We start from the raw sequence: 25764 nt of genomic DNA on the forward strand, positions 1-25764 counted from the left end.
CTGGAAGTTGGAGGGTGCGCCGATTCTAGCAGTGGCGCCAACGCACCCGGCGCGAGCCTCGCAGGCTCACGCGCATAAAAAACGGGCGCCGCAGCGCCCGTTTTCACACAGCTACAGTATTGGCGCGACGTTACGCCTTCACGCGCGCGGCCAGTTCGGCCACGGCTTCGCGGCGGCCCGCGATCAGCGGATACACCACGCCTGCAATCACCGCACCGATGATCGGCGCGACCCAGAACAGCCACAGTTGCGAGATCGCTTCGCCGCCGACGAACAGCGCCGGGCCGGTCGAGCGCGCCGGATTCACCGAGGTATTGGTGACCGGAATCGAGATCAGATGGATCAGCGTGAGACACAGGCCGATGGCGATCGGCGCGAAACCGGCCGGCGCGCGCACATCGGTCGCGCCGAGAATCACGAACAGGAAGAACGCGGTCATCACGACTTCGCAGACGAAGGCGGCGGCGAGCGTGTAGTGGCCCGGCGATTGATCGCCGTAACCGTTGGTGGCGAAACCGCTGGCGACGAGGTCGAAGCCCGGCTTGCCGGTGGCGATGCAGGCCAGCACCGCCGCGCCGATCACCGCGCCAATCACCTGCGCGACGATGTACGGCAGCAGGTCGCGCGCCGGGAAGCGGCCCGCGACGGTCAGGCCGACGCTCACCGCCGGATTCAGATGGCAGCCCGAAATATGGCCGATGGCGAACGCCATGGTCAGCACGGTCAGGCCGAAGGCGAGCGACACGCCCACGAAACCGATGCCGAGACCGTGAACCGGCCCGGCGAAATTGGCGGCGAGCACGGCGCTGCCGCAACCGCCGAGAACCAGCCAGAAAGTGCCGAACATTTCGGCCAGAAGTCGTTTGGATAAGTGCATTGTTAGACGCCTCGAAAAGTCATTTGACGGGGAGCCGAATAAAGCACCGGCACCGGGAAATGCCAGATTCTAGGGAGTCGCGAAAAGCACGGGTGTCAAGGATTGTCAATTCCGATGTAATTGTTCTCATTATTGCGCTGGATGCGTTCCGAATTCCGCCAACTGCATAACGTTCTTAATTGAAGAAATTAAGCGATAAAACAGTATTAGCAGCGATTGCTTATTCTCTTATTTACGTCTAATCTCCGATCGAGTCACTTAGATTGACAATGAAGGGGGAGAGGAAAAAATGTCGCAATACTCAGAACTGAAGGCGCAGATCGCCCGGCTTCAGGCCCAGGCTGACGAAGCCCGGCGCACCGAAATCGCGGATGTCATCAACATGATCCGGGAGAAAATCGCGGAGTATGGATTGTCGGCGCAGGACCTCGGTTTCGCCGTCGCCGCCCGGCGCGGACGCCCGCCCAAGAAGGCGCCGCTGCCGGCGCGCTATCAGGACCCCAAGTCCGGCGCGACCTGGAGCGGGCGCGGCAAGCCGCCCAAATGGATCGCCGGCAAGAACCGCGAACGCTATCTGATCGCCTGACCGGCCTGCATAAGCGCAATCCGGCACGCAATAAAAAAGAGCCGCATGAAACATGCGGCTCTTTTTATATGTGATCGGCCATTACGCTAATTCGGCGTACGCAAACGATTCACATTGCCCATTTGTGGTGCTTTTATCGCATCGATAGCGTTTTCTGCGATATAGCGAAACGCCCGATCAAACTCAAGCGCCCGCTGCAACTCGACGCAGCACCGGACGCTGGGCGGCTTCGATCAGCGTCGAATAGCTTTCGACATAATTACTCGCCATCGTGTGCGAAGTGAAACGACGCTCGAATTGCGCACGAATCGCATCGCGCGAAAGCGAGTCGATATTCTGCAGCGCCGCCACGGCGCCCTGAACGTCTTCGCAGATGAAACCGGTCACGCCCGGATCGATCACTTCAGGCACCGAACCGCGGTTGAACGCGATCACCGGCGTGCCGCAAGCCATCGACTCGATCATCACGAGGCCGAACGGCTCGGACCAGTCGATCGGGAACAGCAGCGCCTTGGCGCCCGAGAGGAATTCCGGCTTCTGCGTTTCGTTGATCTCGCCGACAAATTCCACGTGCGCCTGCGACAGCAGCGGCTCGATCTCGTTCTTGAAGTAATCCTGGTCGACCTTGTCCACCTTGGCGGCGATCTTCAGCGGCAGACCCGAAAGCGCGGCGATCTTGATGGCCGTATCCACACGCTTTTCCGGGCAGATGCGGCCAAGAAACGCGAGATATTCGGGCTTCTTGCTCGTTTGCGGCGTGAGCAGGTTCTTCGGCAGGCCGTGATAGATCGTGTTGAGCCAGTTGGCCTGATGCAGCGGCTGGCGCTGCGAATCCGAAATCGAAATCACCGGCGCCTGCGGGAACGAATCGAACACCGGCTGCAGTTCCGGCAGATCGAGACGGCCGTGCAGCGTGGTGACGAACGGCGTGTCGAGCGTCGAGAACAGCGGGAACGGCAGGTAATCGAGGTGGAAATGCAGCACGTCGAATTCGTGCGCCATGCGGCGAACGCGTTCGAGCAGGACGATGTGCGGCGCCAGCGCGTCGCGCACGGTCTGGTCGAGGCGCAGGGCGCGCGGCCAGGCCGCTTCGAGCTTTGCCGAGGTGACCGAATCGCCGCTGGCGAACAGCGTCACCTCGTGGCCTTGTTCGACCAGCGCTTCGGTCAGATAGGACACGACGCGCTCAGTGCCGCCGTAAAGCTTCGGCGGGACGGCTTCGTAAAGTGGCGCAATTTGTGCGATTCGCATTGGCTTGATCTCCTTGGCAAAAACCGCATGTCTACGACGACGACCCATCGAAAATTAACGGGGGCACTGCGGTATCGGGTTATCCCTGATTCCGATTATGGGCATTTGAATTCACGTTACGAGTTGTTTTGCAAACGCTTAATGTTGTTACAGCGGGATACATGGGCTGTAAGCGGCGGTTGCAAGACGTGACGCCTGTCTGCACGGCGATGCCGGCGGGGCCAATTCGCAATTGGTGTGCCTGCGCACAGACAATGGTTTCGACCCCCGTTAATAATTCGAATTGGGTAGCCTGAGGATTGTTACGTGGCTATGAAAAGCCTTTTATAATCTCCAGAGGATTAGGCTGATATGCCTTCGGCATGAGTCACACAGCCTCCCATCTTACTTTTCTACCGATTGTCAGAAAAATTCCTACATAAAAAGGGAAGTTTTTCTCGCAACGCGTCGCGGCATCCTTCCGATTTTCTTTTGCGTGTGGCGTCGCCACAATGCGAGGACGACCACTAAACGGGCCGTTTGCTTTGTCGTGCGCCATTGCGCACTGCATTTCACGGGCAAACGTTTCCGTATCAGGCCTGACCAGCCGCTACGTTTCGAATTCGGGGGAATCCATGAGCGCGACGACGCCAAGCGACATGCTCAGCGAGATCAAGGAAGTCAATCTGTCGTATCTGTTGCTCGCCCAGCGCCTGCTGCGCGAGGACCGTCCGACGGGGATGTTCCGTATGGGCATTTCGGCGCAGCTTGCCGAGGTGCTCGCCAACCTGACGTTCGCGCAGACTGCGCGCCTCGCATCGTCCAACCAGCTGCTTTGCCGTTTCCGTTTCGACGATCACGCCATCCTGGGCGCGCTCGCCGACAAGGGCAAATCCGCACAGACCCATTCCGCCATCCTGATGGCCGGCCAGAGCGTCGAACAGGTCGGCTGAGTCGACCGGCTTCGCTGCACGGCTCTGACAGAGCCTGGCGCGGCGCAGGCGCAGAAAAGCGCGGGGTCCGCATGCGGACCGCCGGTTTGCGGGTCGATGCGGGAGCCGAATGGCGACAAAAAGTGTGGTACTCGAGGTCAAGGAGATCGCACTGGCGATCGAGCTGATCGAACTGGGCGCGCGGCTGCAACTGCTCGAAGCGGAAACCTCGCTGTCGCGCGATCGCCTGATCCGGCTTTACAAGGAAGTGAAGGGCGAATCGCCGCCCAAGGGCATGCTGCCGTTCTCGACCGACTGGTTCATGACGTGGCAGCCCAACGTGCATTCCTCGCTGTTCTACAACACCTATCTGTTCATGAACGGCCACGGCCGTTGTGATCCGGTGCGCGCGATCGTCAAGAGCTACCGGCTCTATCTCGAACACGTGCGCATCCAGGAAGACGAACCCGCCTTGAGTCTCACGCGCGCCTGGACGCTGGTGCGTTACTTCGCCTCAGGGCTGCTGCAGATGACGCGCTGCACGCGCTGTGGCGGGCGTTTTGTCGCGCATGCGCACGAACCGCAGCGCTACTACGTGTGCGGGCTGTGCCAGCCGCCATCGCGCGCGGGACGCACGCGGCGCGCGCCGGCCGGCGTTTCTGCCAGCGTTTCTGCCAGCGTTTCGGCCAGCGCCCACCCGGCGCCCATGCTGCCGGGCACAGGCGGCGCGTGAGCGCGGCGCCGTTTCCAGCAGGTAAGGCAATGAAATGCTGCCGCAAATTGGCGACAGATTGCCACTTCATTCCGCCGACGAATTCATCGATGAAACATCGCCCGCCGCTGCGTGAGCGCGTCCGCGCGGCGCGGCTTCGCGGGCCGGTGCCGATTCGTCGCGCCACAGCAGGCCAGCACCCATCCAGGCTCAAAGTTTTCCGCGTCCGTGCCGTAAACCCTTCTAAGGGCGCGGGCCAATGGCGGCTCGCAGCGCAATCTTCTCCAGTGAGGACCCGTCTGTGCTGATTATCGTTGGAACTCTCGTGACGCTCGTTTGCGTCTTCGGCGGCTATGCCATGGAGGGTGGCCACCTTGGCGCTCTTATGCAGCCGGTCGAAGTGCTGATGATCGCCGGGGCGGGACTCGGCGCGTTCATCCTCGGCAACGGCATGAAGACGATCAAGGCGACGCTGCGCGTGCTGCCCGCCTTGTTCAAGGGCTCGAAGTACAGCAAGGACGTGTACATGGAGCTGCTCGCGCTGCTCTACGTCCTGCTGGCGAAAGCGCGCAAGGAAGGCACGCTGACGCTCGAAGCCGATATCGACGACCCGCAGAAAAGCCCGATCTTCACGCAATACCCGAAGATCCTGGCCGACCATCACATCGTCGAATTCCTCACCGACTACCTGCGTCTGATGGTGGGCGGCAACATGAACGCGTTCGAAATCGAAAGCCTCATGGACGAGGAAATCGAAACCCATCACGCCGAAGGCGAAGCGCCCGCGCATGCGCTGTCGAAGGTGGGTGACGCGATGCCGGCATTCGGTATCGTCGCCGCGGTGATGGGCGTGGTGCACACGATGGCATCGGCCGACAAGCCGCCTGCCGTGCTCGGCGAGATGATCGCCCAGGCACTGGTGGGCACGTTCCTCGGCATTCTGCTGTCGTACGGCCTGATCGGCCCGCTCGCCTCGCTCGCCGAGCAGCGCGTGACCGAATCGACCAAGATGTTCCAGTGCATCAAGGTGACCATTCTCGCGAGCCTGAACGGCTACGCGCCGGCCATTGCCGTCGAATTCGGCCGCAAGGTGCTGTTCTCGACCGAGCGCCCGTCGTTCTCGGAACTCGAAGAACACGTGCGCCGCGTGAAGGCGAAGTAAGGACCGCGCGATGAGCAACAACAAGGACCGCGCGATCGTCGTCAAGCGTGCCGCCCCGAAAAAGGGCGGTCACCACGGCGGCGCATGGAAGCTCGCCTACGCGGACTTCATGACCGCGATGATGGCGTTCTTCCTGCTGATGTGGCTGCTCAGTTCGGCGTCCACGGTGCAGTTGAAGGGCATCGCCGATTACTTCAACCAGCCGCTCAAGGTCACGCTCTGGGGCGGCGACCGCAGCGCGGAAGATTCGTCGATCGTGAAGGGCGGCGGGCGCGATATCTCCTCGCAGGAAGACGGCATCACGCGTCGCAGCGACGGCCAGACCGAGCGCACGGACCGCAGCACGGTCAAGCACAACGACGACGAAGCGTCGAAGCAGCAGCAAGGCTCGCTCGAGCGCAAGGAACAGGTGCGCCTGCACGACCTGCAGGTCAAGCTGATGGCCGCGATCGAAGCGAACCCGGTGCTGCGCCAGTTCAAGCAGCAGATTCGCGTCGATTCGACCTTGCAGGGTCTGCGCATCGAAATCGTCGATTCGCAGAAGCGCCCGATGTTCGCGACGGCGCGCGATGTGGTCGAGCCGTACATGCACGACATCCTGCAGGCGATCGGCAAGACGCTCAACGACGTGCCCAACCGCATCGTCGTGCAAGGCCACACCGACGCCGTGCCGTATGCCGGCGGCGAGAGCGGCTACAGCAACTGGGAACTGTCCGCCGACCGCGCGAACGCCTCGCGCCGCGAGCTGGTCGCAGGCGGCATGGACGAATCGAAGGTGCTGCGTGTGCTGGGGCTGGCCTCCACGCAGAACCTGAACAAGGCTGATCCGCTCGACCCGGAAAACCGCCGCATCAGCATCATCGTGCTCAACAAGAAGTCGGAAGAGGCACTCGAGCACGACGACAGCACCGCGACGACGCTGTCGGACGACGCAGCGGGCTCGGGCAAGGGCTCGTTGCTGCCGGCGATCAGCGGCGGTGCGGCACCGGCGCCGGACGTGACGAAGGCGCCGCCGGGTGTGGCGCCGGTCGCTCCCGCGGGCGTGTCGCTCGCGCCGGTGGCGGCGAACGTGGCGCCCGCGATGCCTGGCAAGCCCGCGCCGTAAGGCGGGGGCGTCCAGGTGAAAGCAGCACAAGCGGTGAACGCGACGAGCGACGAAACAATCGACGGAACAGCAGCGCGAACGAGGAACGGATGATCAGAAATATTCTGGCGATCGACGATTCGGCGTCCATGCGGGAGATCCTGTGTGCGGCGCTCGGCTCGGCGGGTTACGAAGTGACGGTGGCCAACGACGGCGAAGACGGGCTCGAGCATGCGCTCGCGCAGCGCTTCGATCTCGTGCTCACCGATCTGTACATGCCGCGCATGAGCGGGCTCGACCTGATCAAGCGCCTGCGCGCGAACCCGTCTTACCAGGACACGCCCATCCTCGTGCTGACCACGGAATCGGACGAAGGCTTCAAGGCAGCCGTGCGGGAAGCGGGCGCGACTGGCTGGATCGAAAAACCGGTGGACCCCGAACTGCTCGTCGATCTGGCGAGCGCGCTCGGCGAAACGCAACCATGACATCAGGCGCGCTGCAGTAGTCCGCACGCAGATCCTGCCTCTGCACTGACGTCAGTGCAGCGACCAGGACCCGGAACCGGACCGGCGGCACGCCCCCCACGCATTAATCGCGGTGAAAGAGCAATGACTCTCGACATCACTCAGTTCTACCAGACGTTTTTCGACGAGGCGGACGAGCTGCTCGCGCAGATGGAGCAGCTTCTTCTGAACCTGAACGTCGGCCAGCCCGATCCCGAAGATCTGGCGGCGATTTTCCGCGCGGCCCACTCGATTAAGGGCGGCGCGGCGACCTTCGGCTTCACGGCGCTCACCGAAACGACCCACGTGCTCGAATCGCTGCTCGACCGCGCGCGCAACAATGAAATCGTGTTGCGCACGGACATGGTCGACGTGTTTCTCGAAACCAAGGACGTGCTGTCCGACCAGCTCGCGGCCTACCGCGCGAGCGCCGAGCCCGACGCGGCGACGGCGGCCGCCATGCGCGCCAAGCTCGAACGCCTGAACGCGGAAAGCCAGGGCGTGCCCGCTGCGGCCGCAGCAGCACCGGCACCGGCGCCCGTCGTGGCCGCACCGGTGATGGCGGTGGCACCCGCGCCTGCGATGGATTCGGAAGAAGACCTCGAAGCGGCCTTCGAAGCGAACCGTCCGTCGGCGATGGCGGCAGGCGCAGCCGTGGCGACGCACGTGCCCGAGCATGTGGTCGACGAAGCGATCGCGGCCACTTCGGTGGCAGGCGCGGCGGCACCCGCTGCCGCACCGGCCGCCGAAGGCCCGCATCTGCGCATCACGCTGCGCCGCGTGGACGCCAAGGACCAGGAACTGCTCGCCGAAGAACTCGGCAATCTGGGCCGCATCCTCGGCCAGGTGAAGACCGGCGACGACCTGACGCTGTGGCTCGAAACCGATGTGCCCTCGGACGACATCGTCGCCGTGTGCTGCTTCGTGATCGACGAAAGCCAGATTTCGATCGGCCGTGGCGCCGCGCCGCAAGGCGACGCCGCGCCCGCACTCGCGGACGAAGTGCTGCCCGCGCTGACGATTCCGCCGATCCCGGCCGCGCCGGCACCGGTTGGCGCGCCCGCTGCGATGGCGGTTTCCGCCGCACCCGCTGCGGCGCCCGTGGCTGCGCCCGCGCCGCCGGTTGCCGTTGCTCCGGCACCGGCGCCGGTCGCCGCGCCCGCAGCGTCGGCGGCCGCCGACCACGAACGCAAGCCGCGCGCGGCTGCAGCCGCATCGGCGGAAGGCAGCTCGATTCGCGTCGGCGTGGAAAAGGTCGACCAGCTGATCAACCTCGTGGGCGAACTCGTCATCACGCAGGCGATGCTGGCGGAAACCACCAGCACCTTCGATCCGGCGCTGCACGACCGCCTCTTCAACGGCATGGCGCAGCTCGAACGCAACGCGCGCGATCTGCAGGAAGCGGTGATGTCGATCCGCATGATGCCGATGGACTACGTGTTCAGCCGCTTCCCGCGTCTGGTGCGCGACCTGGCTTCGAAGCTCGGCAAGGAAGTGGAACTGGTCACGTTCGGTCAGGCGACCGAACTCGACAAGAGCCTGATCGAGCGCATCATCGACCCGCTGACCCACCTCGTGCGCAACTCGCTCGACCACGGCATCGAAACCGTGGAAGCGCGCCGCGCCGCCGGCAAGGACGGCACGGGCCAGCTCGTGCTTTCCGCCGCGCATCACGGCGGCAATATCGTGATCGAAGTGAGCGACGACGGCGCAGGCCTGCGCCGCGACAAGATTCTCGCCAAGGCAGCCAAGCAGGGCATGCAGGTCAGCGACACGATGACCGACGACGAAGTCTGGAACCTGATCTTCCTGCCGGGCTTCTCGACGGCGGAGCAGGTCACCGACGTGTCGGGCCGCGGTGTCGGCATGGACGTGGTGAAGCGAAACATCCAGTCGATGGGCGGCCACGTCGAGATCACCTCGCACGCGGGCAAGGGCAGCACCACGCGCATCGTGCTGCCGCTCACGCTGGCGATTCTCGACGGCATGTCCGTGAAGGTCGGCAACGAAATCTTCATCCTGCCGCTGAACTTCGTGATGGAGTCGCTGCAGCCGCGCCACGAAGACATCTACACGGTCACCAACGGCGACCGCGTGGTGCGCGTGCGCGGCGAATATCTGCCGCTCGTCGCGCTGCATCACGTCTTCAATGTCGAAGGCGCGCGCACCGACCCGACCCAGGGCATCGTCACCATCATGGAAACCGAAGGCCGTCGCTTCGCCATGCTGATCGACGAGCTGGTGGGCCAGCAGCAGGTCGTGGTGAAGAACCTCGAAACGAATTACCGCAAGGTGCACGGCATTTCGGCGGCGACGATCCTGGGCGACGGCAGCGTCGCGCTGATTGTCGACGTGGCCGCGCTCAACCGCGAAACGCGCGCGTCGCACGGTGTTGCCGTCGGCTCGCACGGCGGCGCGAATTCCGGCTCGTTCGCCGAATTCGCCTGAGCAGGCGCATCAGCATGAGCACGCATCAACCAACCATTTCCCAACCGTTCAGGGGCTAACGTGGCAGAAGTCCATTCCATCCAGGGCGGCGGCGCACAGGGCGCAGTCGCCGGCGCGCACCGCCGCGACGCGCAACAGGCCGACGCAGGCGGTCAGGAATTCCTCGTCTTTACGCTGGGCGCGGAAGAGTACGGCATCGACATTCTCAAGGTGCAGGAAATCCGCGGCTACGAAAGCGTGACGCGCATCGCCAATGCACCCGATTTCATCAAGGGCGTGATCAATCTGCGCGGCATCATCGTGCCGATCGTGGACATGCGCATCAAGTTCCACCTCGGCCGCGTGGAGTACGACCACCAGACCGTGGTGATCATCCTGAACGTCGCGCATCGCGTGGTGGGCATGGTGGTGGACGGCGTGTCCGACGTGCTGACGCTGCAGATGGACCAGATCATGCCCGCGCCGGAATTCGGCGCGACGCTCACGACCGAATACCTCACGGGCCTCGGCACCGTGGACGGCCGCATGCTGATCCTGATGGACATCGAAAAGCTCATGACGAGCCGCGAGATGGCCCTGATCGAAGCGCTGGGCGTGTGAGAGACAAGGCATACCGATATCAGGGAAGGGGCGAGGTTGCTACGGGGGTGAGGCCGCAAGGCCCGCGCTAGAGGAAGAGCGGAAAGCCGCCGCGCAAGAGCGGCCCAACCGCCATGCCATACCGGTCTGCCTCGACCTTGCGCGATCAACCCGCGATACCCGACGCCGCACAGGACAGGAGCAAACGAGATGCTGCACAAGTGGTCGATCCGCACGACGCTCACGGGCGTTGGGGTCATTCTCCTGGCGCTGACCGGTCTGGTCGGCGCGCTCGGGCTTATCGCGCTCGGCAACGCGAGCGATTCGCTCGCCACCATTGCGCGCGGCGATCTCGTCGCGATGCATTCGCTCAACGACGCCTCGTCGTATCTGCTGCGCTCGCGTGTCTCGCTCGACCGGGTGAACGCGCTTTACGTGGCCGGCCAGAACGACGAAGCGAAGAAAGTCATCGATCGCGCCGACTTCCTGCTCGGCAAGTCGAACGATGCCTGGAAGGCGTTCGTCGCCGCCCCGAAAACCGGTATCGACGCGGCCACGCTCGACGCGCTCAACACGAAGCGCGCGGCGCTGCTGCAGGACGGCGTGCAGCCGGAATTCGCCGCGCTGCGTGCGAACGACCAGGCGGCCTATCACGCCATCGCCGATACGAAGATCAGCCCGATGTTCGTCGATTACGACAACTCGGCCGCCCCGGTTGCGCAGCAGCTTCAGGACGGCGCGCAGGCGCGCGAAGAAAGCGCGCGCTCGCAGATTTCGCTGATGCGCACGCTGATCGGCGTGGTGATCGCGGTGGCGCTGGTGCTGGTGGTGGCGATCCGTTTCGCGATGCGCGGCCTGATCGTGCAGCCGCTCGAAGATGCGGTGAAGTCGTTCGAGCGCATTGCGCAGGGCGATCTGACCGAGCGTATCGACGTCTACAGCAAGAACGAAATCGGCCGTCTCTTTGCGGGCGTCAAGCGCATGCAGGAAAGCCTCGTGTCGCTCGTGTCGGCCGTGCATAACGGCGCGGGTTCGATCGACGTGGGCGCGCGCGAAATCGCCATGGGCAACACCGATCTCTCGCAGCGCACCGAACAGCAGGCGGCGTCGCTGCAGGAAACGGCCTCGAGCATGGAACAGCTCACCGGCACCGTGCGCCAGAACGCCGAGAACGCGCGCCAGGCAAGCCAGCTTGCCGTGAACGCCTCGGATATCGCCACGCGCGGCGGCGCGGTGGTGGGCGAAGTGGTGTCGACGATGCAGGCCATCGCCACCAGCTCGGCGAAGGTCGTGGACATCATCAGCGTGATCGAAGGGATCGCGTTCCAGACCAATATTCTGGCGCTCAACGCGGCCGTGGAAGCGGCGCGGGCGGGCGAGCAGGGCCGCGGTTTCGCGGTGGTCGCAGGCGAAGTGCGCAGCCTCGCGCAGCGCAGCGCGAGTGCGGCAAGAGAAATCAAGGAACTCATCAACGATTCCGCCGAGAAGGTGCAAAGCGGATCGCAACTGGTGGGCCGCGCGGGCACGACGATGGACGACATCCTTCAGGCCGTGCGTCGCGTGACCGACATCATGGGTGAGATCAGCGCGGCATCGGAAGAACAGTCGGGCGGCATCGAGCAGGTCAACCGCGCCGTCACGCAGATGGACACCGTCACGCAGCAGAACGCGGCGCTGGTGGAAGAGGCAGCGGCCGCGGCCGCGTCGCTCGAAGAGCAGACGCGCAACTTGCAGAGCGTGCTGGCGACGTGGCGCACGGATGGTGCAAACCACGGCGGCAACCACGGCGGCGAAAGCCGTGCAGTGCGCGCAACGGCTTCGGCATCGGCTGTAGCGGCAGCTCCCGCAGCGAAGGCAGCGGCGCCCGCCGTGAAAGCCATCGCCGCGAAGCGCGTGCCGGCACCGGCTGCAAAGCCCGCAGCGCAGGCCAGCGCACCGGCCGCAGCGAAGCCGATGCCCAAGCCCGCTGCACGTGTTGAACCGCAGATTGCCAGCACGGCAGCGTCCGCTTCGGACGACTCCGACTGGGAAACGTTTTGATCGTTTTGATCCTCCGCGTCGAGCGGAACCCTTGAACCACTGAAATCGCGACGAGCACAGCAATGCACATGAGCGCACAAGGACGGCCGGAGATGCACCGCGCCGCTGCCCGCAAGGCGGCGGACGCGACACGCGCCGCGCATGCGCCGCACGCATTGCAGGCGGGCGGCCACGCAGCAACGGCCCAGGAAGATTCGATGAACGCAGCAGGCTTGCGCGCCCGACGCGCTGGAGCGGCATCATGAACGCGCTGCGTTCCCGTCCCGATCGTGGCGATCGCAGCGATCGTCACGCCGATGTGCCGCGCGCCGGCGGCGAAGGCGCCGCGCGCGACTTCGAGTTCACCTCGGCGGACTTCGAGCGCATCCGCGCGCTGATCCACCGCCGCGCCGGGATTTCGCTCTCGGACCACAAGCGCGACATGGCGTACAGCCGTCTTGCGCGGCGTCTGCGCGCGCTCGGCCTCGATACCTTCCGCGACTATCTCGACGAACTCGAAAAGCGCAACGATGCGAACGAGTGGGAAGCGTTCACCAACGCGCTGACCACCAACCTCACGGCGTTCTTTCGCGAAGCGCATCACTTTCCGATCCTCGCCGACTTCGTCAAACGCCGCACGCAGCCGGTTTCGGTGTGGTGCTCGGCGGCATCGACGGGCGAAGAGCCGTACTCGATCGCGATGACGCTGATCGAATCGCTCGGCGAGCGTGCCGCGCGCGAGTCGCGCGTGCTCGCCACCGACCTCGACACCCAGGTGCTCGCCAAGGCCGATGCGGGCGTCTACGCCTACGACCAGGTCAAGCATCTCTCGCCCGAGCGGCTGAAGCGCTTCTTCCTGAAGGGCACGGGCTCGCACGCTGGCCTCGTGAAGGTGCGCCCGGAACTGCGCCAGATGATCAAGTTCGAGCAGTTGAACCTGACCGACGCCGATTACGGCCTGCGTCAGACCTTCGACGCGATCTTCTGCCGCAACGTGATGATCTACTTCGACAAGCCGACCCAGGCGCAGGTGCTCACGCGCTTCGAACCGCTGATGAAGCCGGACGGTCTGCTGTTCGCGGGCCATTCGGAAAACTTCACCTATGTGACGCAGGCCTTCCGTCTGCGCGGTCAGACCGTCTACGAACTGACGCGCGGCCGCGCCGCCGCCGCGACGGCCACCGCCACGGCGGTGAAGCCGGGCGCGAAGACCGAACCGCTGGGAGCGACCGTATGAGCCGCTTGCCGATCGCGACCAACCGCTACTTCGACGCGCACTTCAAACGCCCCGGCGTGAAGCTGCTGCCGAACGAATTCTTCACCACGAACGAAGACATGGTGCTCGTCACCGTGCTCGGTTCGTGCGTGGCCGCCTGCATCCAGGATCGCACCGCCGGCATCGGCGGCATGAACCACTTCATGCTGCCCGACGACGGCGCCGACGCCGCCCACGCCCCGCACGGCGCCTCCGACGCGATGCGCTACGGCGCCTACGCGATGGAAATGCTGATCAACGAACTGATCAAGGCCGGCGGGCGCCGCGAGCGCTTCGAAGCCAAGGTGTTCGGCGGCGCAGCCGTGCTGGCGGGCATGACGACGATGAATATCGGCGATCGCAATTCCGCCTTCGTGCGCCGTTATCTGGCGACCGAAAGCATCCGTATCACCGCTGAAGACCTGCAGGGCTCGCATCCGCGCAAGGTGGCGTTCCTGCCGCGCACGGGCCAGGTGATGGTCAAGAAACTGCGTCTGTCGCAGGAAACGAGCGTGGCCGAGCGCGAGCAGCAACTCGCGCAGCAAGGCGCCGAAGCGCGTGCCGAGCGCCTTGCGCGCGCCCGTGCCCGCGTCGAGCTGTTCGGCCTGAACGGCTCGCGTGCCGGCGGCACCGCAGGCGGCAATCCCTTTCCAACATCCGCGCCGCAGCCGGCGCGCCCGCGCATCGAGTTGTTCGGCGCGAGTGCGTCTGCCACGCGGCCATCCAGTCATGGTCCTGGTTTCGGTCATGACAACGCCAGGACAGTAGAGGAGGCGTGAACGCTGTGCAAAAAATCAAGGTTCTCTGCGTCGATGATTCGGCTCTGATCCGCAGCCTGATGACGGAGATCATCAACAGCCAGCCGGATATGACCGTCGTCGCCACCGCGCCCGACCCGCTCGTGGCGCGCGAGCTGATCAAGCAGCACAACCCCGACGTGCTTACGCTCGACGTGGAAATGCCGCGCATGGACGGTCTCGATTTCCTCGAGAAGCTCATGCGCCTGCGCCCGATGCCGGTCGTGATGGTGTCGTCGCTGACCGAGCGCGGCAATGAAATCACGCTGCGCGCGCTGGAACTGGGCGCGGTCGATTTCGTGACCAAGCCGAAGGTCGGCATTCGCGACGGCATGCTCGACTACGCCGAAAAGCTCGCCGATAAGGTACGCGCCGCTTCGCGCGCCCGCGTGCGTCCGGCGGCGCCCGCGCGCGCCGCGGCGCCGGCTGCTGGTGCCGCCGGTGCCTCGGCGCATGCGCCTGCGCACGCCGCGCATGCCCACGCGCACGCACCGGTCGCCGCCGCGCCGATGATCAACAACCCGCTGCTGTCGACCGAAAAGCTGATCATCGTCGGCGCCTCGACGGGCGGCACCGAAGCGATCCGCGAAGTGCTGCAGCCGCTGCCGCCCGACGCGCCCGCGGTGCTGATCGCGCAGCATATGCCGCCCGGTTTCACGAAGTCGTTCGCGCAGCGCCTGAACGGCCTGTGCCGCATCACCGTGAAGGAAGCGGAGCACGGCGAACGCGTGCTGCCCGGCCACGCCTACATCGCGCCGGGTCACGCTCACCTGTTGCTCGCGCGTAGCGGCGCGAACTACATCGCCCATTTGTCCGACGACCCGCCGGTGAACCGGCATCGTCCGTCGGTGGACGTGCTGTTCCGCTCGGCGGCGCAGCACGCGGGCAAGAACGCCATCGGCGTGATTCTGACGGGCATGGGCCGCGACGGTGCGGCTGGCCTGCTGGAAATGCGCAAGGCCGGTGCGTTTACGCTCGCGCAGGACGAAGCAAGCTGCATCGTGTTCGGCATGCCGCGCGAAGCGATTGCGCTCGGCGCCGCCGACGAGATCGCCTCGCTGTCGGACATGAGCCGCCGCGTGATGACGCGTCTGGCTTCGATGGGCGACCGCGTCCAGCGCGTCTGACGGAGCTGGCGCGCGCATTGCTCGTCAACGCGCTGGCAGTCAATATTTCGAGAGATCGCACGATTCTGTAAGGACTGTGCGATCGATCACGATTAATTTATCTGGATAGGCATGGCGCTTGTCTGGATAATTGCCCGGGTTTTAGCCTGGAGAATGGAACCGAGATGGATAAGGGAATGAAGATTCTGGTGGTGGACGATTTTCCGACGATGCGCCGGATTGTCCGCAACCTGCTCAAGGAACTGGGCTACTCGAACGTCGACGAAGCCGAAGACGGCGCTGCGGGCCTCGCACGCCTGCGCGGCGGCAACTACGACTTCGTGATTTCGGACTGGAACATGCCGAACCTCGACGGCCTCGCGATGCTCAAGGAAATTCGCGCCGACGCCACGCTCACGCACCTGCCGGTGCTGATGGTGACCGCCGAGTCGAAGAAGGAAAACATCATCGCCGCCGCTCAGGCGGGCGCAAGCGGCTACGTCGTGAAGCCTTTCACGGCGGCCACGCTCGACGAGAAGCTCAACAAGATTCTCGAAAAGATGGCGAAGACCGGGAGCTGACGTGAACGAGCCCATTGATGCGTCCGCGGCGTTGCCCGCCGGGCAGCATGACGACGCCGATTCGGGCGAGTTCGCGACGGACCGTATCCTCGCGCGCATCGGCCAGTTGACGCGCACGCTGCGCGATTCGATGCGCGAGCTGGGTCTGGACAAGCACGTCGAGCGCGCCGCCGAAGCGGTGCCCGACGCGCGCGACCGCCTGCGCTACGTCGCCGACATGACGGAGCAGGCCGCCGTGCGCGTGCTGACCGCCATCGAACTCGCCAAGCCGATGCAGGAAAAGCTCGAAGCCGACGCCAAGGTGCTGTCGGCGCGCTGGGAGACCTGGTACGACGCACCGATCGGGCGCGAGGAAGTGCGCTCGCTGATGGACGACACGCGCCAGTTCCTCGACGTGGTGCCGCAAACCACCGCGGCGACGAACCAGCATCTGCTCGAAATCATGCTCGCGCAGGATTTCCAGGATCTGACCGGCCAGGTGATCAAGAAGATCATGGACGTGGTCTATCTGATCGAGCAGCAATTGCTGACCGTGCTGGTCGAGAACATCGCACCGGAGCGGCGCGAACAGTTCGCGGCCACGGCGGCGGCGCTCGCGGAAGTCCACGCGAGCACGGGCAGCCCCGAAGGTCTGCTCAACGGGCCGCAGATCAACCCGGAAGGCAAGGCCGACGTGGTGCAGGATCAGGCACAGGTCGACGACCTGCTCGCCAGCCTCGGTTTCTGAGGCGGCGGGAAGGGCCGGGCGGGCTGTCCGGCGTTGCGCGATGCGCGGCGCCTGGCAACCTTCCTGGCAACCCGCGCGGGGTCCCGGTTTGGTCCCGACGGCGTGCTGTCGCATGTCATGCGGGACAGGCATACTAGTGGGCGTTCGCTCACTGCTGCAGGACACACGCAATCGCGCGTGCAGCTGCTGCGGCGCAACGAAGCGAAGCCAGCCGTTCCCCGTCGAGCCGACGTCCGCCTTCTGCTGTCGCCCAAGGCGTTACGAGCCGTGCGGTGGAGCGCGCCACCGAGAGAGGGAGGGCCGCCTTGAATCCGCACGTTTCGACCTTTGGGTCTGCTGCTGGGTCTGCCGTTTTTTCCAGCTCAGCTTTTAGCTCAGTTTCCCCCGCGGTATCTTCCGCATCCTGCAGCGCCGTTTCACCTGGCGCGATGGACTGCGCGTCTGGTGTCTCCACTTCGTTTTTCCGTCGTAGCGCGCCTGTGATGTCGCGCGGCGCAGCCATGCGTCTCGCCGCAGCGTTGTTATGCGCGATGGGTCTGCTGGGCGTCGTGCAGCCGGCCAGCGCCGCGCTCGGCGGCGTGCCCATGACCACGCCGTCCGGCGCCAGCGTCAATACCACCTCCGGGAGTGCCGCGTCGACAGTCGCGCGTCAGGCGGCCCAGAGCACCAGTTCCAGTACGTCCTCGACCAGCAGCACCAGCAGCGCCACCTACACGGTGCGCGAGACCACGCTCGTCAACGGCACCGCCGTGCGCGAATACCTCAGCTCGGCGGGCACGGTGTTCGCCGTGGCGTGGAGCGGGCCGCAGATGCCCGATCTATCGGCGCTGCTCGGCACGTATTTCCCGCAGTACGTGGCGGGCGTGCAGGCCAGCCGCGCCAATGGCGTGCGCGGTCCCGGCGCGGTCGAGAGCAGCGCGCTCGTGGTGCATTCGGGCGGCCATATGGGCGCGTTCTCGGGGCAGGCGTGGTTGCCCTCGGCGCTGCCGTCGGGCTTCAGTACGTCCGACATCCAATAACGAACGGGAGGCGACGCGTGTTCAACTACGGAATTCTCAACGCCTTCACTCGCCAGCCGCGCGAGTCCCGTCAATCTGCCCGCGCTGTCGCGCTGGGCGCCCTGTTCGCGCTCGCCACCGTTCTGGCGGCCTGCGGCGGCGGTGGCGGCTCCTCGGGGTCGAGCAGCGCCAGCAGCGCGAGCGGCGATACGTCCGGGCTGCCCGCCGGCCCGACCCAGCAGCCGATCGCCGCCACCTCCGCGAATACCGTTGCCGTCACGGTCAACAGCGGTGTCACCAACACGATGCCGAATATCCCCACCGTCAGCGTGACGGTGTGCGCGGCGGGCAGCAGCACCTGTCAGACCGTCGACAATATTCAGGTGGATACCGGCTCGTACGGCCTGCGCGTGCTGAATTCGGCGTTCACCAGCACGATGCGCAGCGCGCTTTCCACGATCGCGACCAGCAGCGGCACGCTGGCGGAATGCACGGCGTTCGCGGACGGCTACACCTGGGGCACCGTGCGTAGCGCCGACGTCAAGATCGGCGGCGAAACGGCCAGCGCCATCCCGATCCAGGTGATCGGCGACCTGGCGACCTCTTCGGTGCCGACCATCTGCTCGAACATCGGCGCCGCGCAGAACACGACCTCGGCGCTGGGCGCGAACGGTATCCTGGGCATTGGCGTCGCGCCCTGGGATTGCGGCTCGACCTGCGTGACGGCCACCTCGAGCAACTACTTCGCCTGTCCGAACGGCACCAGTTGCACCCAGACGGGCGTGGCCCTCACGCAGCAGGTGGCCAACCCGGTGGCGCACTTCACCACCGACAACAACGGCGTGATCCTGCAGATGCCGCCCGTTTCCAATAACGGTCAGGCTTCGGCCACGGGCACGCTGGTGTTCGGCATCGGCACGCAGTCGAACAACACCATGGCGGCCTCGCAGCGCTTCACCACGACCGCCTGGGGCGATCTGACGACGACCTTCAACAGCCGCTCGCTGACCGCCTTCCTCGACTCGGGTTCGAACGGCATTTTCTTCGCCGATAGCGCCATCACCCAATGCGGCGGCAGTCTGGGCGCGTTCTACTGTCCGTCCACGGCGCTCACCTTCACCACCACGCTGGTCGACCAGAACAAGGACTCCGGCACGATCAGCTTCAATGTGGTGAATGCGTCGGCGCTGCTCGGCAACAGCAGCTATTTCGCGTTCAACGACCTCGCGGGGCAGTTCGGTTCCAATTCGAGCCTCGATCTCGGCCTGCCGTTCTTCTATGGCCGCTACGTCTATTACGGCATCGACAAGACCGCGACCGGCGGCACGCAGACGCCTTACGTGGCGTTCTGATCGCATCCGGGCAGACCCGCGCGCCCGCCGCCGCATCGCGGGCGGCGGGCCGCTTTGACCACACTGTTCGATCCCCGATTCCCGCCCGCCGGCGCCGCACGCGCGCCCATCCGGTGAAATACCCGGGTTTCCCTGCCTTACTCCGCCGATCGTCGCTTGCCCCGCAAGGCAATAATCGCTCTCACTGAAAAAGGGCGTGCGCCGTCACCACCAGGGTGGCGGGCAGCGTGCGCCGCCGACCGGAGCATATGTGGCAGAGGACAGCGACCTCGAAAAAACCGAATCAGCCACTCCCAAGCGCCTTGAGAAGGCGCGCGAGGAGGGGCAGATTGCGCGTTCGCGGGAGCTTTCCACGTTCGCCTTGCTGTCGGCGGGTTGCTTCGGCACATGGCTGCTGTCGGACACCATCGGCCTGCATCTGCAGGCGATGCTGCGCGGCGCGCTGACCTTCAATCACGCGGGCGCGTTCGAGACCAAACGCATGCTGATTGGCGCCGGCACGGCGGCCCGCGAAGGCCTGCTCGCCGTGCTGCCGGTGCTGGCACTGACCGGCACGGCCGCGCTGCTCGCGCCGATGGCGCTGGGCGGCTGGCTGTTTTCATCGAAATCGATCGGCGTGAAGTTCGAGCGACTGAACCCGATGACGGGCCTCGGCCGCATCTTCTCGATGAACGGGCCGGTCCAGCTCGGCATGTCGACGGTGAAGACGATCGTGGTGGGCGCGATCGGCGGCTCGGCGCTCTGGAACCATCGCGAAGAGATTCTGGGTCTGGGCATGCAGCCCGCGCCGCGCGCATTCGCCGATGCCTTCCATCTGATCGTGGTGTGCTGCGGCATGACGGTGGGCGGCATGTTCCTGCTGGCCGCCATCGACGTGCCGTATCAGCTCTGGTCGTATCACCGCAAGCTGCGCATGACCAAGGAAGAAGTGAAGCGCGAGCACCGCGAAAGCGAAGGCGATCCGCACGTGAAGGGCCGGATTCGCCAGCAGCAGCGTGCGATGGCGCGCCGCCGCATGATGACGCAGGTGCCCAAGGCCGACGTGGTCGTGACCAACCCGACGCACTTCGCCGTGGCCCTGCAGTACACCGACGGCGACATGCGCGCACCGAAGGTGGTCGCCAAGGGCGTGAATCTGGTGGCCGCGCGCATCCGCGAAATCGCCACCGAGAACAACGTGCCGCTGCTCGAAGCGCCGCCGCTCGCGCGGGCGCTGTATCACAACGTCGACCTGAATCGCGAAATTCCCGGCCAGCTTTACGGCGCGGTCGCGCAGGTGCTGGCGTGGGTCTATCAGCTCAAGCGTTTTCGCGAACATGGCGGCGATGTGCCGATGGCGCCGACCGATCTCGACGTGCCGCCCGAATTCGACAAGGGCGGCGTGAGCGACGAAGACGCCGCCGAAGAAGCCGACGACACGCTGTCGCCCGAGGCGGGCGCAGCAAGCAACGCCGCGAAAGCCGCACCGAATCAAGCATCAAGCACCGCAGGTCGCGCCGATACCGCGCGCGACGGCAATGAAGGAGCAACGTAATGAACGCCCGCACCGGTTTCCTCGCGCGGCGCCCAGAAGTGCTGCAAAGCACGAATCTGCGCGCACTCGCCGGGCCGATCCTGATCTGCATGATCCTCGGCATGATGATCCTGCCGTTGCCGCCGTTCCTGCTGGATCTGCTGTTCACCTTCAACATCGCGCTTTCGGTGATGGTGCTGCTCGTCAGCATGTACACCATGAAGCCGCTCGACTTCGCGGCGTTCCCGAGCGTGCTGCTGTTCTCCACGCTGCTGCGTCTGTCGCTGAACGTGGCGTCCACGCGTATCGTGCTGCTCGAAGGCCACACCGGCCCCGACGCCGCGGGCAAGGTGATCGAATCGTTCGGCCACTTCCTCGTGGGCGGCAACTTCGCCGTGGGTATCGTGGTGTTCGTGATCCTGATGGTCATCAACTTCATGGTGATCACCAAGGGCGCGGGGCGTATCGCGGAAGTGTCCGCGCGCTTCACGCTCGACGCGATGCCCGGCAAGCAGATGGCGATCGACGCCGACCTCAACGCCGGCCTCATCAACGAAGAAGCCGCCCGCAAGCGCCGTACGGAAATCGCCCAGGAAGCCGAGTTCTACGGTTCGATGGACGGTGCCAGCAAGTTCGTGCGCGGCGATGCGATCGCCGGTCTGCTGATCATGGCGATCAACATCATCGGCGGGCTGATCGTGGGCGTGGTGCAGCACGGCATGGCCTTTGGCGCGGCGGGCGAGACCTACACGCTGCTGACCATCGGTGACGGCCTGGTCGCGCAGATTCCTTCGCTGGTGATCTCGACGGCGGCTGGTGTGATCGTGTCGCGCGTGGCGACCAACGAAGACATCGGCACGCAGCTGACGGGCCAGTTGTTCACCAACCCGCGCGTGCTGATGATCACGGGTTCGATCATCCTCATGATGGGTCTGATTCCGGGCATGCCGCACTTCGCGTTTCTGCTGCTGGGCGGCGGGGCGATCCAGCTTGGCCGCGTCATGAAGAAGAGCGCCGAGGCGAAGAAGGCAAGCGCCGTGCTGGCGGACGTCCTGCCGGCCGCGGCTGCGCCGGTCGAGAACACCGAAGCGAGCTGGGACGACGTGGCGCTGATCGACACGCTCGGCCTCGAAGTGGGCTACCGCATCATTCCGCTGGTCGACAAGAACACCGATGGCGAACTGCTCAAGCGCATCAAGAGCATCCGCAAGAAGTTCGCGCAGGAAATCGGCTTCCTGCCGCCGGTGATTCATATCCGCGACAACCTCGAACTGCGCCCCAACGCTTACCGCATCACGCTCAAGGGCGTGGAAGTGGGCACGGGCGAGGCGTATCCGGGCCAGTGGCTCGCCATCAATCCGGGTCAGGTGAGCGCGGCGCTGCCGGGCACGCCGACCACCGATCCCGCGTTCGGCCTGCCGGCCATCTGGATCGATTCGAACATGCGCGAACAGGCGCAGGTGTTCGGCTACACCGTGGTCGATTCGAGCACGGTGGTGGCGACTCACCTGAATCACCTCGTCGTCACGCACGCCGCCGAACTGCTGGGCCGCCGCGAAGTGCAGGCGCTGCTCGAGCGCGTGCAGAAGGACACGCCGTCGCTCGTCGACGATCTGGTGCCGAAGATCATGCAGGTCACGACGCTGCAGAAGGTGCTGCAGAACCTGCTGGAAGAAGGCGTGCCGATCCGCGACATGCGCACGATCATGGAATCGCTCGCCGAACATGCGCCGCGCATGGCGGACGCGCACGATCTCACGGCGGCGGTGCGCATTTCGCTGGGCCGCGCGATCACGCAGCAGTGGTTCCCGGGCAGCGGCGATATGCAGGTGATGGGTCTGGACGCGAATCTGGAGCGCGTGCTGTCGCAGACGCTGACGTCCGGGGCGAATCCGGGCCTGGAGCCGGGTCTCGCGCACACGCTGCTCACGCAGACGGAAATGGCGATGGGCCGTCAGCAGGTGCTGGGTCTCGCGCCCGTGCTGCTGGTGCAGCACGCGCTGCGCCCGATGCTCTCGCGCTTCCTGCGCCGCAGCCTGCCGCAGCTCAAGGTGCTGTCGTATGCCGAAGTGCCGGATACGCGCAATGTGAAGGTGGTGAATGTGGTGGGGGTAGGTTAATCCACCGGCACTGGAAGCTCAGCGACACAACGCCCGCGCATCGCCGCGGGCGTTTTGTTTTCCGGCCCGGAGATCGTCGAGTTCGACGCGCCCGCTTCCCCCTCGCCATCTCATTGGCCGAATTACCCGCATTTCCCCGTCCTGATCCACCGATCGTGAAGGGCTCACCTTCGAAATAATTCCAACATCGGAAAAGGGTTCGCGCAGTGCGTGAGCCGCAGTGATCCAGACGCAATTCATCGGCATACGACAGGCGGCGCAGGCCGCTTACCTCATCAGGGGCATAGCTTGAACATTCGCAAATTCATCGGTGGCACCAGCCGCGACGCTCTGCGCCTCGTGCGCGAAGCGCTGGGTGCGGACGCCGTCGTGCTGTCGAACCGCGCACTCGACGACGGTACGGTCGAGATCGTTGCGCTCGCGGACAGCGACCTCGCGGCGATCACGCCGGCGGATGCAGCGAAGCTCGGCAGCTCGCAACTGCAGGCGCTCGCGCCGCGCACGCAGCGCCCGGCCCTGCCTTCGATGAGCAACCCCGCCGCAGGCGCGGCGTCGAACGCTCCGGCAGCGCCGGCCAGCTTCGGCAATCCCTACGCAAGCGGCGGCATGCCCGATGTGTTTTCGTCGGTGTTCGGCGCGAGCCCGGAAGTGGGCGCGGAAGAAGGCGCGCTGGGCGCTGACGCGCAGAACGACCACGACGATGCCGATCACGCCGACGATATCGCCGTCTCGCTCGCCCAGACCACGCCGCCGAAGCCCGCGAAGCCGATCGCCGAAGCCATGGAAGCCGCCCTGGGCAGCGCCTCCGCGCAGCCGTTCGCGGCCTCGCGCGCCGCGGCTGGCCAGGCCGCGCAGCAATCGACCATGCCGCCGACCGCGCAGACGATGGCCGGCCATGCCGCCTCGCCGTTCGGCACGTTCCCCTCGAACGGCGCGAACCGTCCCGCTTCGAACCAGGCCGCCGCGCGCGAAGCCGCCGCCATGCTCGAACAGGCGGTCGCGAATCCGTTCGGCGAACCCGCGAGCGCACCGCGCACGATGGCCGAAACGAATCCCTGGCTGCTCGACCACGCGCGCCGTATCGCGAGTCAACAGAATCAGCCGGATAACGGCCGCCTGCCTGGCATGTCGCCGTCCGCGGCGATGGCCAAGGGCCTCGGCATGACCGCCGACCCCGTGCATCCCGCCGATGTCGAAGCGAGCCAGCCGCAGTGGGCGCTCGAAGCTGCTCACGCTGCCGCTCGCCGCGCCGCGCGCAGCATCGGCCAGGGCCCCGAAGCCGCCGGCCCCGCACCGGGCCCGCAAGCCGCTGCGGCCGCTGCCGCCGCTGCATCGAACACGGCGCAGACGGTCAGCGAAGCGATCCGCTCGCGCATCGAGCAGGTGGTCAACGAGACCGTGATGAACGAACTCGCGTCGATGCGCGGCATGATGGAAGAACAGTTCGCCGGCCTGCTGTGGGGCGAGCGCCAACGCCGCAGCCCGGTGCAGGGCGCGCTGACCAAGCAGCTTTTCGCGGCCGGTTTCTCGGCGCAGCTCGTCAAGATGATGATCGAGCGTCTGCCGGCGGTCGAAACCGAAGAAGCCGGCATGGAGTGGCTGCAGTCGGTGCTCGAATCGAATCTGCCGGTGCTCGAAGACGAAGAAGCGCTGATGGAGCGCGGCGGTGTATTCGCGCTGATGGGCCCGACGGGCGTGGGCAAGACCACGACCACGGCGAAGCTCGCGGCGCGTTGCGTGATGCGCTTCGGCGCGAGCAAGGTCGCGCTGCTGACGACCGACAGCTACCGTATCGGCGGTCACGAGCAACTGCGTATTTTCGGCAAGATCCTCGGCGTGTCGGTGCATGCGGTGCGCGACGGCGCGGATCTGCAACTCGCGCTCACCGAACTCAAGAACAAGCACATCGTCCTGATCGACACGATCGGCATGAGCCAGCGCGACCGCGCCGTGGCCGACCAGATCGCCATGCTGTGCGGCACGGGCCGCCCGGTGCAGCGTCTGTTGCTGCTCTCGGCGACCAATCACGGCGACACGCTCAACGAAGTCGTGCAGGCCTACCAGAGCGGCCCGGACGAATCGCCGCTGACCGGCTGCATTCTCACCAAGCTCGACGAGGCGACCAACCTCGGCAGCACGCTCGACACGGTCCTGCGCTACAAGCTGCCGGTGCACTACGTCTCGACGGGCCAGAAGGTGCCCGAGAACCTGTATGTGGCCACGCGCCGCTTCCTGATTCGCAGCGCCTTCTGCGTGCCGCGCGACCGCTCGCCGTTCGTGCCGCACGAAGACGACATCCCCGCGCTGCTGTCCGCGCTGTCGAACCGTTCGAATTCGCAAGCCCCCGAGGTCCGGTTTGGATAAGTTTGTAATCGATCAGGCAGAAGGTCTGCGGCGCCTGCTGGCGCGCGAAGGCTCGCGCGTGATCGCGGTGACGGGCGGTCCCGGCGCGCCGGGACGCACGACCGCCGTGATCAACCTCGCGGCCGCGCTCACGGCGCATGGCAAGGACGTGCTCATCATCGACGAGTGCCTTGGGCCGCGTTCGGTGAGCGGGCTGCTCGGCGGCGTGCGCGGCGCGGGCAACTTCGCGGCGGTGATGCGCGGCGAGATGCCGCTCGACGAAGCCGTGGGGCGTCATGCGCTCGGCTTCGGCGTGCTGGCCGCCTCGCGCGAACACCGCGCGCAGTACAGCAGCGCGCAATTGAACAAGGTGCTGACCGGTCCGGCCGATTTCGTCCTGATCGACGCCCAGCTCGACGCCGAAGGCGCGCTTTCGCCGCTCGCGATGCATGCGCACGATCTGCTGATCGTGATGCGCGTGTCCGCGCAGGCGATCACCGACGCCTACGCCTGCATGAAACGGCTGCACTTCGCGCATGCGATCGGCCAGTTCCGCGTGCTGGCGAACCACGTCGAGCATGCCCACGACGCGCAGGCCGCGCTCGAGAACCTCGCTGGAGTGGCAAGCCGCTACCTCACCGTGTCGCTCGAAAGCGCGGGCTGCGTGGCCGCCGATCCGCACATGCCGCGCGCCGTGCAACTGTCGCGCTGCATCGTCGATGCGTTTCCGTCGACGGCGGCCGCGCGCGACTTCCGTCACGTGGCCGCCGAACTGCCGCACTGGCCGATGCGCCCGGCGTTGTCGGCACGCTCGACGGGCGCCGCGCGCTCGCCGAGTTT

The 25764-nt window shown here is 65.6% G+C and carries 23 protein-coding genes and 1 pseudogene; 21 read left to right on the forward strand and 3 right to left on the reverse strand.

Annotated features, from left to right (window positions below; genetic code table 11):
- Nucleotides 1-130: 130 nt before the first annotated feature.
- Nucleotides 131-877, reverse strand: coding sequence for an aquaporin Z (aqpZ, locus tag U5A67_RS09930; RefSeq protein ID WP_205983230.1), 747 nt, complete (start codon nucleotides 875-877; stop codon nucleotides 131-133).
- A gap of 289 nt (nucleotides 878-1166) precedes the next feature.
- On the opposite strand from aqpZ, the gene U5A67_RS09935 reads away from it, so the two are divergent.
- Nucleotides 1167-1463, forward strand: coding sequence for an H-NS family nucleoid-associated regulatory protein (locus U5A67_RS09935; protein ID WP_205983231.1), 297 nt, complete (start codon nucleotides 1167-1169; stop codon nucleotides 1461-1463).
- 183 nt (nucleotides 1464-1646) lie between these two features.
- Here the strand turns inward: U5A67_RS09935 and U5A67_RS09940 are convergent, their stop codons facing one another.
- Nucleotides 1647-2714 (reverse strand): glycosyltransferase family 4 protein, encoded by a 1068-nt coding sequence (locus tag U5A67_RS09940; RefSeq protein ID WP_321813855.1) that lies wholly within the window; start codon nucleotides 2712-2714, stop codon nucleotides 1647-1649.
- A 614-nt stretch (nucleotides 2715-3328) separates the two neighbouring features.
- Between U5A67_RS09940 and flhD the strand changes: the two genes are divergently transcribed.
- The 14 genes from flhD (at nucleotide 3329) to cheZ (ending at nucleotide 16598) form a co-directional block, all read left to right on the forward strand.
- On the forward strand, nucleotides 3329-3646 hold the full coding sequence (gene flhD / locus U5A67_RS09945; RefSeq protein ID WP_205983233.1) for a flagellar transcriptional regulator FlhD: 318 nt from the start codon (nucleotides 3329-3331) through the stop codon (nucleotides 3644-3646).
- Between the two features lie 109 nt (nucleotides 3647-3755).
- The gene (gene flhC / locus U5A67_RS09950) at nucleotides 3756-4358 is read left to right on the forward strand and encodes a flagellar transcriptional regulator FlhC (protein ID WP_321813856.1); all 603 of its coding nucleotides are present in this window, start codon (nucleotides 3756-3758) and stop codon (nucleotides 4356-4358) included.
- A 280-nt stretch (nucleotides 4359-4638) separates the two neighbouring features.
- Nucleotides 4639-5499, forward strand: a complete 861-nt coding sequence (gene motA / locus U5A67_RS09955) for a flagellar motor stator protein MotA (RefSeq protein WP_205983235.1) — start codon at nucleotides 4639-4641, stop codon at nucleotides 5497-5499.
- 10 nt (nucleotides 5500-5509) lie between these two features.
- Complete coding sequence (gene motB / locus U5A67_RS09960; protein ID WP_205983236.1) at nucleotides 5510-6604, forward strand: flagellar motor protein MotB; 1095 nt, start codon at nucleotides 5510-5512, stop codon at nucleotides 6602-6604.
- Between the two features lie 89 nt (nucleotides 6605-6693).
- A complete protein-coding gene (locus U5A67_RS09965; RefSeq protein ID WP_205983237.1) occupies nucleotides 6694-7068 on the forward strand; it encodes a response regulator in 375 nt (124 codons plus the stop codon).
- A gap of 123 nt (nucleotides 7069-7191) precedes the next feature.
- On the forward strand, nucleotides 7192-9534 hold the full coding sequence (gene cheA / locus U5A67_RS09970) for a chemotaxis protein CheA (protein ID WP_321813857.1): 2343 nt from the start codon (nucleotides 7192-7194) through the stop codon (nucleotides 9532-9534).
- A 60-nt stretch (nucleotides 9535-9594) separates the two neighbouring features.
- Nucleotides 9595-10134: a chemotaxis protein CheW gene (locus U5A67_RS09975; protein WP_027816042.1), complete on the forward strand. Its 540-nt coding sequence runs from the start codon at nucleotides 9595-9597 to the stop codon at nucleotides 10132-10134.
- Nucleotides 10135-10323: 189 nt separating this feature from the next.
- Entirely contained in the window at nucleotides 10324-12153 is a 1830-nt protein-coding gene (locus tag U5A67_RS09980) for a methyl-accepting chemotaxis protein (protein WP_321813858.1), read from the forward strand.
- Nucleotides 12154-12221: 68 nt separating this feature from the next.
- The gene (locus U5A67_RS09985) at nucleotides 12222-12398 is read left to right on the forward strand and encodes a hypothetical protein (protein ID WP_321813859.1); all 177 of its coding nucleotides are present in this window, start codon (nucleotides 12222-12224) and stop codon (nucleotides 12396-12398) included.
- Nucleotides 12395-13369: a CheR family methyltransferase gene (locus U5A67_RS09990; RefSeq protein WP_321813860.1), complete on the forward strand. Its 975-nt coding sequence runs from the start codon at nucleotides 12395-12397 to the stop codon at nucleotides 13367-13369. The genes U5A67_RS09985 and U5A67_RS09990 overlap by 4 nt, the downstream gene beginning before the upstream one ends.
- On the forward strand, nucleotides 13366-14166 hold the full coding sequence (gene cheD, locus U5A67_RS09995) for a chemoreceptor glutamine deamidase CheD (protein WP_205983241.1): 801 nt from the start codon (nucleotides 13366-13368) through the stop codon (nucleotides 14164-14166). The genes U5A67_RS09990 and cheD overlap by 4 nt, the downstream gene beginning before the upstream one ends.
- Nucleotides 14163-15311, forward strand: a complete 1149-nt coding sequence (locus U5A67_RS10000) for a chemotaxis response regulator protein-glutamate methylesterase (protein ID WP_321813861.1) — start codon at nucleotides 14163-14165, stop codon at nucleotides 15309-15311. The genes cheD and U5A67_RS10000 overlap by 4 nt, the downstream gene beginning before the upstream one ends.
- Nucleotides 15312-15475: 164 nt before the next feature.
- Entirely contained in the window at nucleotides 15476-15871 is a 396-nt protein-coding gene (gene cheY / locus U5A67_RS10005) for a chemotaxis response regulator CheY (RefSeq protein ID WP_205987025.1), read from the forward strand.
- A 1-nt stretch (nucleotide 15872) separates the two neighbouring features.
- Nucleotides 15873-16598, forward strand: a complete 726-nt coding sequence (gene cheZ, locus U5A67_RS10010) for a protein phosphatase CheZ (protein WP_205987026.1) — start codon at nucleotides 15873-15875, stop codon at nucleotides 16596-16598.
- Nucleotides 16599-16746: 148 nt separating this feature from the next.
- Here the strand turns inward: cheZ and U5A67_RS10015 are convergent, their stop codons facing one another.
- Complete coding sequence (locus U5A67_RS10015; RefSeq protein WP_321813862.1) at nucleotides 16747-17100, reverse strand: hypothetical protein; 354 nt, start codon at nucleotides 17098-17100, stop codon at nucleotides 16747-16749.
- Here U5A67_RS10015 and U5A67_RS10020 point away from each other — a divergent pair.
- The 6 genes and pseudogenes from U5A67_RS10020 to U5A67_RS10045 all read left to right on the forward strand — a co-directional run.
- Complete coding sequence (locus tag U5A67_RS10020; RefSeq protein WP_321813863.1) at nucleotides 17099-17617, forward strand: DUF2844 domain-containing protein; 519 nt, start codon at nucleotides 17099-17101, stop codon at nucleotides 17615-17617. The two genes, U5A67_RS10015 and U5A67_RS10020, sit on opposite strands and share 2 nt — an antisense overlap.
- A gap of 92 nt (nucleotides 17618-17709) precedes the next feature.
- Entirely contained in the window at nucleotides 17710-18948 is a 1239-nt protein-coding gene (locus tag U5A67_RS10025; RefSeq protein ID WP_205987073.1) for a DUF3443 domain-containing protein, read from the forward strand.
- Between the two features lie 250 nt (nucleotides 18949-19198).
- On the forward strand, nucleotides 19199-20482 hold the full coding sequence (gene flhB, locus U5A67_RS10030; RefSeq protein ID WP_321813864.1) for a flagellar biosynthesis protein FlhB: 1284 nt from the start codon (nucleotides 19199-19201) through the stop codon (nucleotides 20480-20482).
- The gene (gene flhA / locus U5A67_RS10035) at nucleotides 20482-22581 is read left to right on the forward strand and encodes a flagellar biosynthesis protein FlhA (protein ID WP_205987029.1); all 2100 of its coding nucleotides are present in this window, start codon (nucleotides 20482-20484) and stop codon (nucleotides 22579-22581) included. Before flhB ends, flhA begins: the two co-directional genes overlap by 1 nt.
- Before the next feature lie 288 nt (nucleotides 22582-22869).
- Nucleotides 22870-24945, forward strand: coding sequence for a flagellar biosynthesis protein FlhF (gene flhF / locus U5A67_RS10040; protein WP_321813865.1), 2076 nt, complete (start codon nucleotides 22870-22872; stop codon nucleotides 24943-24945).
- A pseudogene (locus U5A67_RS10045) lies at nucleotides 24938-25720 on the forward strand (MinD/ParA family ATP-binding protein); the annotation flags it as partial. The gene flhF and the pseudogene U5A67_RS10045, both read left to right, overlap by 8 nt.
- Nucleotides 25721-25764 lie beyond the last annotated feature (44 nt).

The organism is Paraburkholderia sp. J69-1 (assembly GCF_905220255.1).
In the GTDB taxonomy this organism is placed as follows: domain Bacteria; phylum Pseudomonadota; class Gammaproteobacteria; order Burkholderiales; family Burkholderiaceae; genus Paraburkholderia.

Excerpts from the sequence above, each read along its gene's own strand:
- aqpZ (WP_205983230.1), bottom strand. The coding sequence starts at position 877 with ATGCACTTATCCAAACGACTTCTGGCCGAAATGTTCGGCACTTTCTGG.
- U5A67_RS09935 (WP_205983231.1), top strand. The coding sequence starts at position 1,167 with ATGTCGCAATACTCAGAACTGAAGGCGCAGATCGCCCGGCTTCAGGCC.
- U5A67_RS09940 (WP_321813855.1), bottom strand. The coding sequence starts at position 2,714 with ATGCGAATCGCACAAATTGCGCCACTTTACGAAGCCGTCCCGCCGAAG.
- flhD (WP_205983233.1), top strand. The coding sequence starts at position 3,329 with ATGAGCGCGACGACGCCAAGCGACATGCTCAGCGAGATCAAGGAAGTC.
- flhC (WP_321813856.1), top strand. The coding sequence starts at position 3,756 with ATGGCGACAAAAAGTGTGGTACTCGAGGTCAAGGAGATCGCACTGGCG.
- motB (WP_205983236.1), top strand. The coding sequence starts at position 5,510 with ATGAGCAACAACAAGGACCGCGCGATCGTCGTCAAGCGTGCCGCCCCG.
- U5A67_RS09965 (WP_205983237.1), top strand. The coding sequence starts at position 6,694 with ATGATCAGAAATATTCTGGCGATCGACGATTCGGCGTCCATGCGGGAG.
- cheA (WP_321813857.1), top strand. The coding sequence starts at position 7,192 with ATGACTCTCGACATCACTCAGTTCTACCAGACGTTTTTCGACGAGGCG.
- U5A67_RS09980 (WP_321813858.1), top strand. The coding sequence starts at position 10,324 with ATGCTGCACAAGTGGTCGATCCGCACGACGCTCACGGGCGTTGGGGTC.
- U5A67_RS09985 (WP_321813859.1), top strand. The coding sequence starts at position 12,222 with ATGAGCGCACAAGGACGGCCGGAGATGCACCGCGCCGCTGCCCGCAAG.
- U5A67_RS09990 (WP_321813860.1), top strand. The coding sequence starts at position 12,395 with ATGAACGCGCTGCGTTCCCGTCCCGATCGTGGCGATCGCAGCGATCGT.
- cheD (WP_205983241.1), top strand. The coding sequence starts at position 13,366 with ATGAGCCGCTTGCCGATCGCGACCAACCGCTACTTCGACGCGCACTTC.
- cheY (WP_205987025.1), top strand. The coding sequence starts at position 15,476 with ATGGATAAGGGAATGAAGATTCTGGTGGTGGACGATTTTCCGACGATG.
- U5A67_RS10020 (WP_321813863.1), top strand. The coding sequence starts at position 17,099 with ATGCGTCTCGCCGCAGCGTTGTTATGCGCGATGGGTCTGCTGGGCGTC.
- U5A67_RS10015 (WP_321813862.1), bottom strand. The coding sequence starts at position 17,100 with ATGGCTGCGCCGCGCGACATCACAGGCGCGCTACGACGGAAAAACGAA.
- flhA (WP_205987029.1), top strand. The coding sequence starts at position 20,482 with ATGAACGCCCGCACCGGTTTCCTCGCGCGGCGCCCAGAAGTGCTGCAA.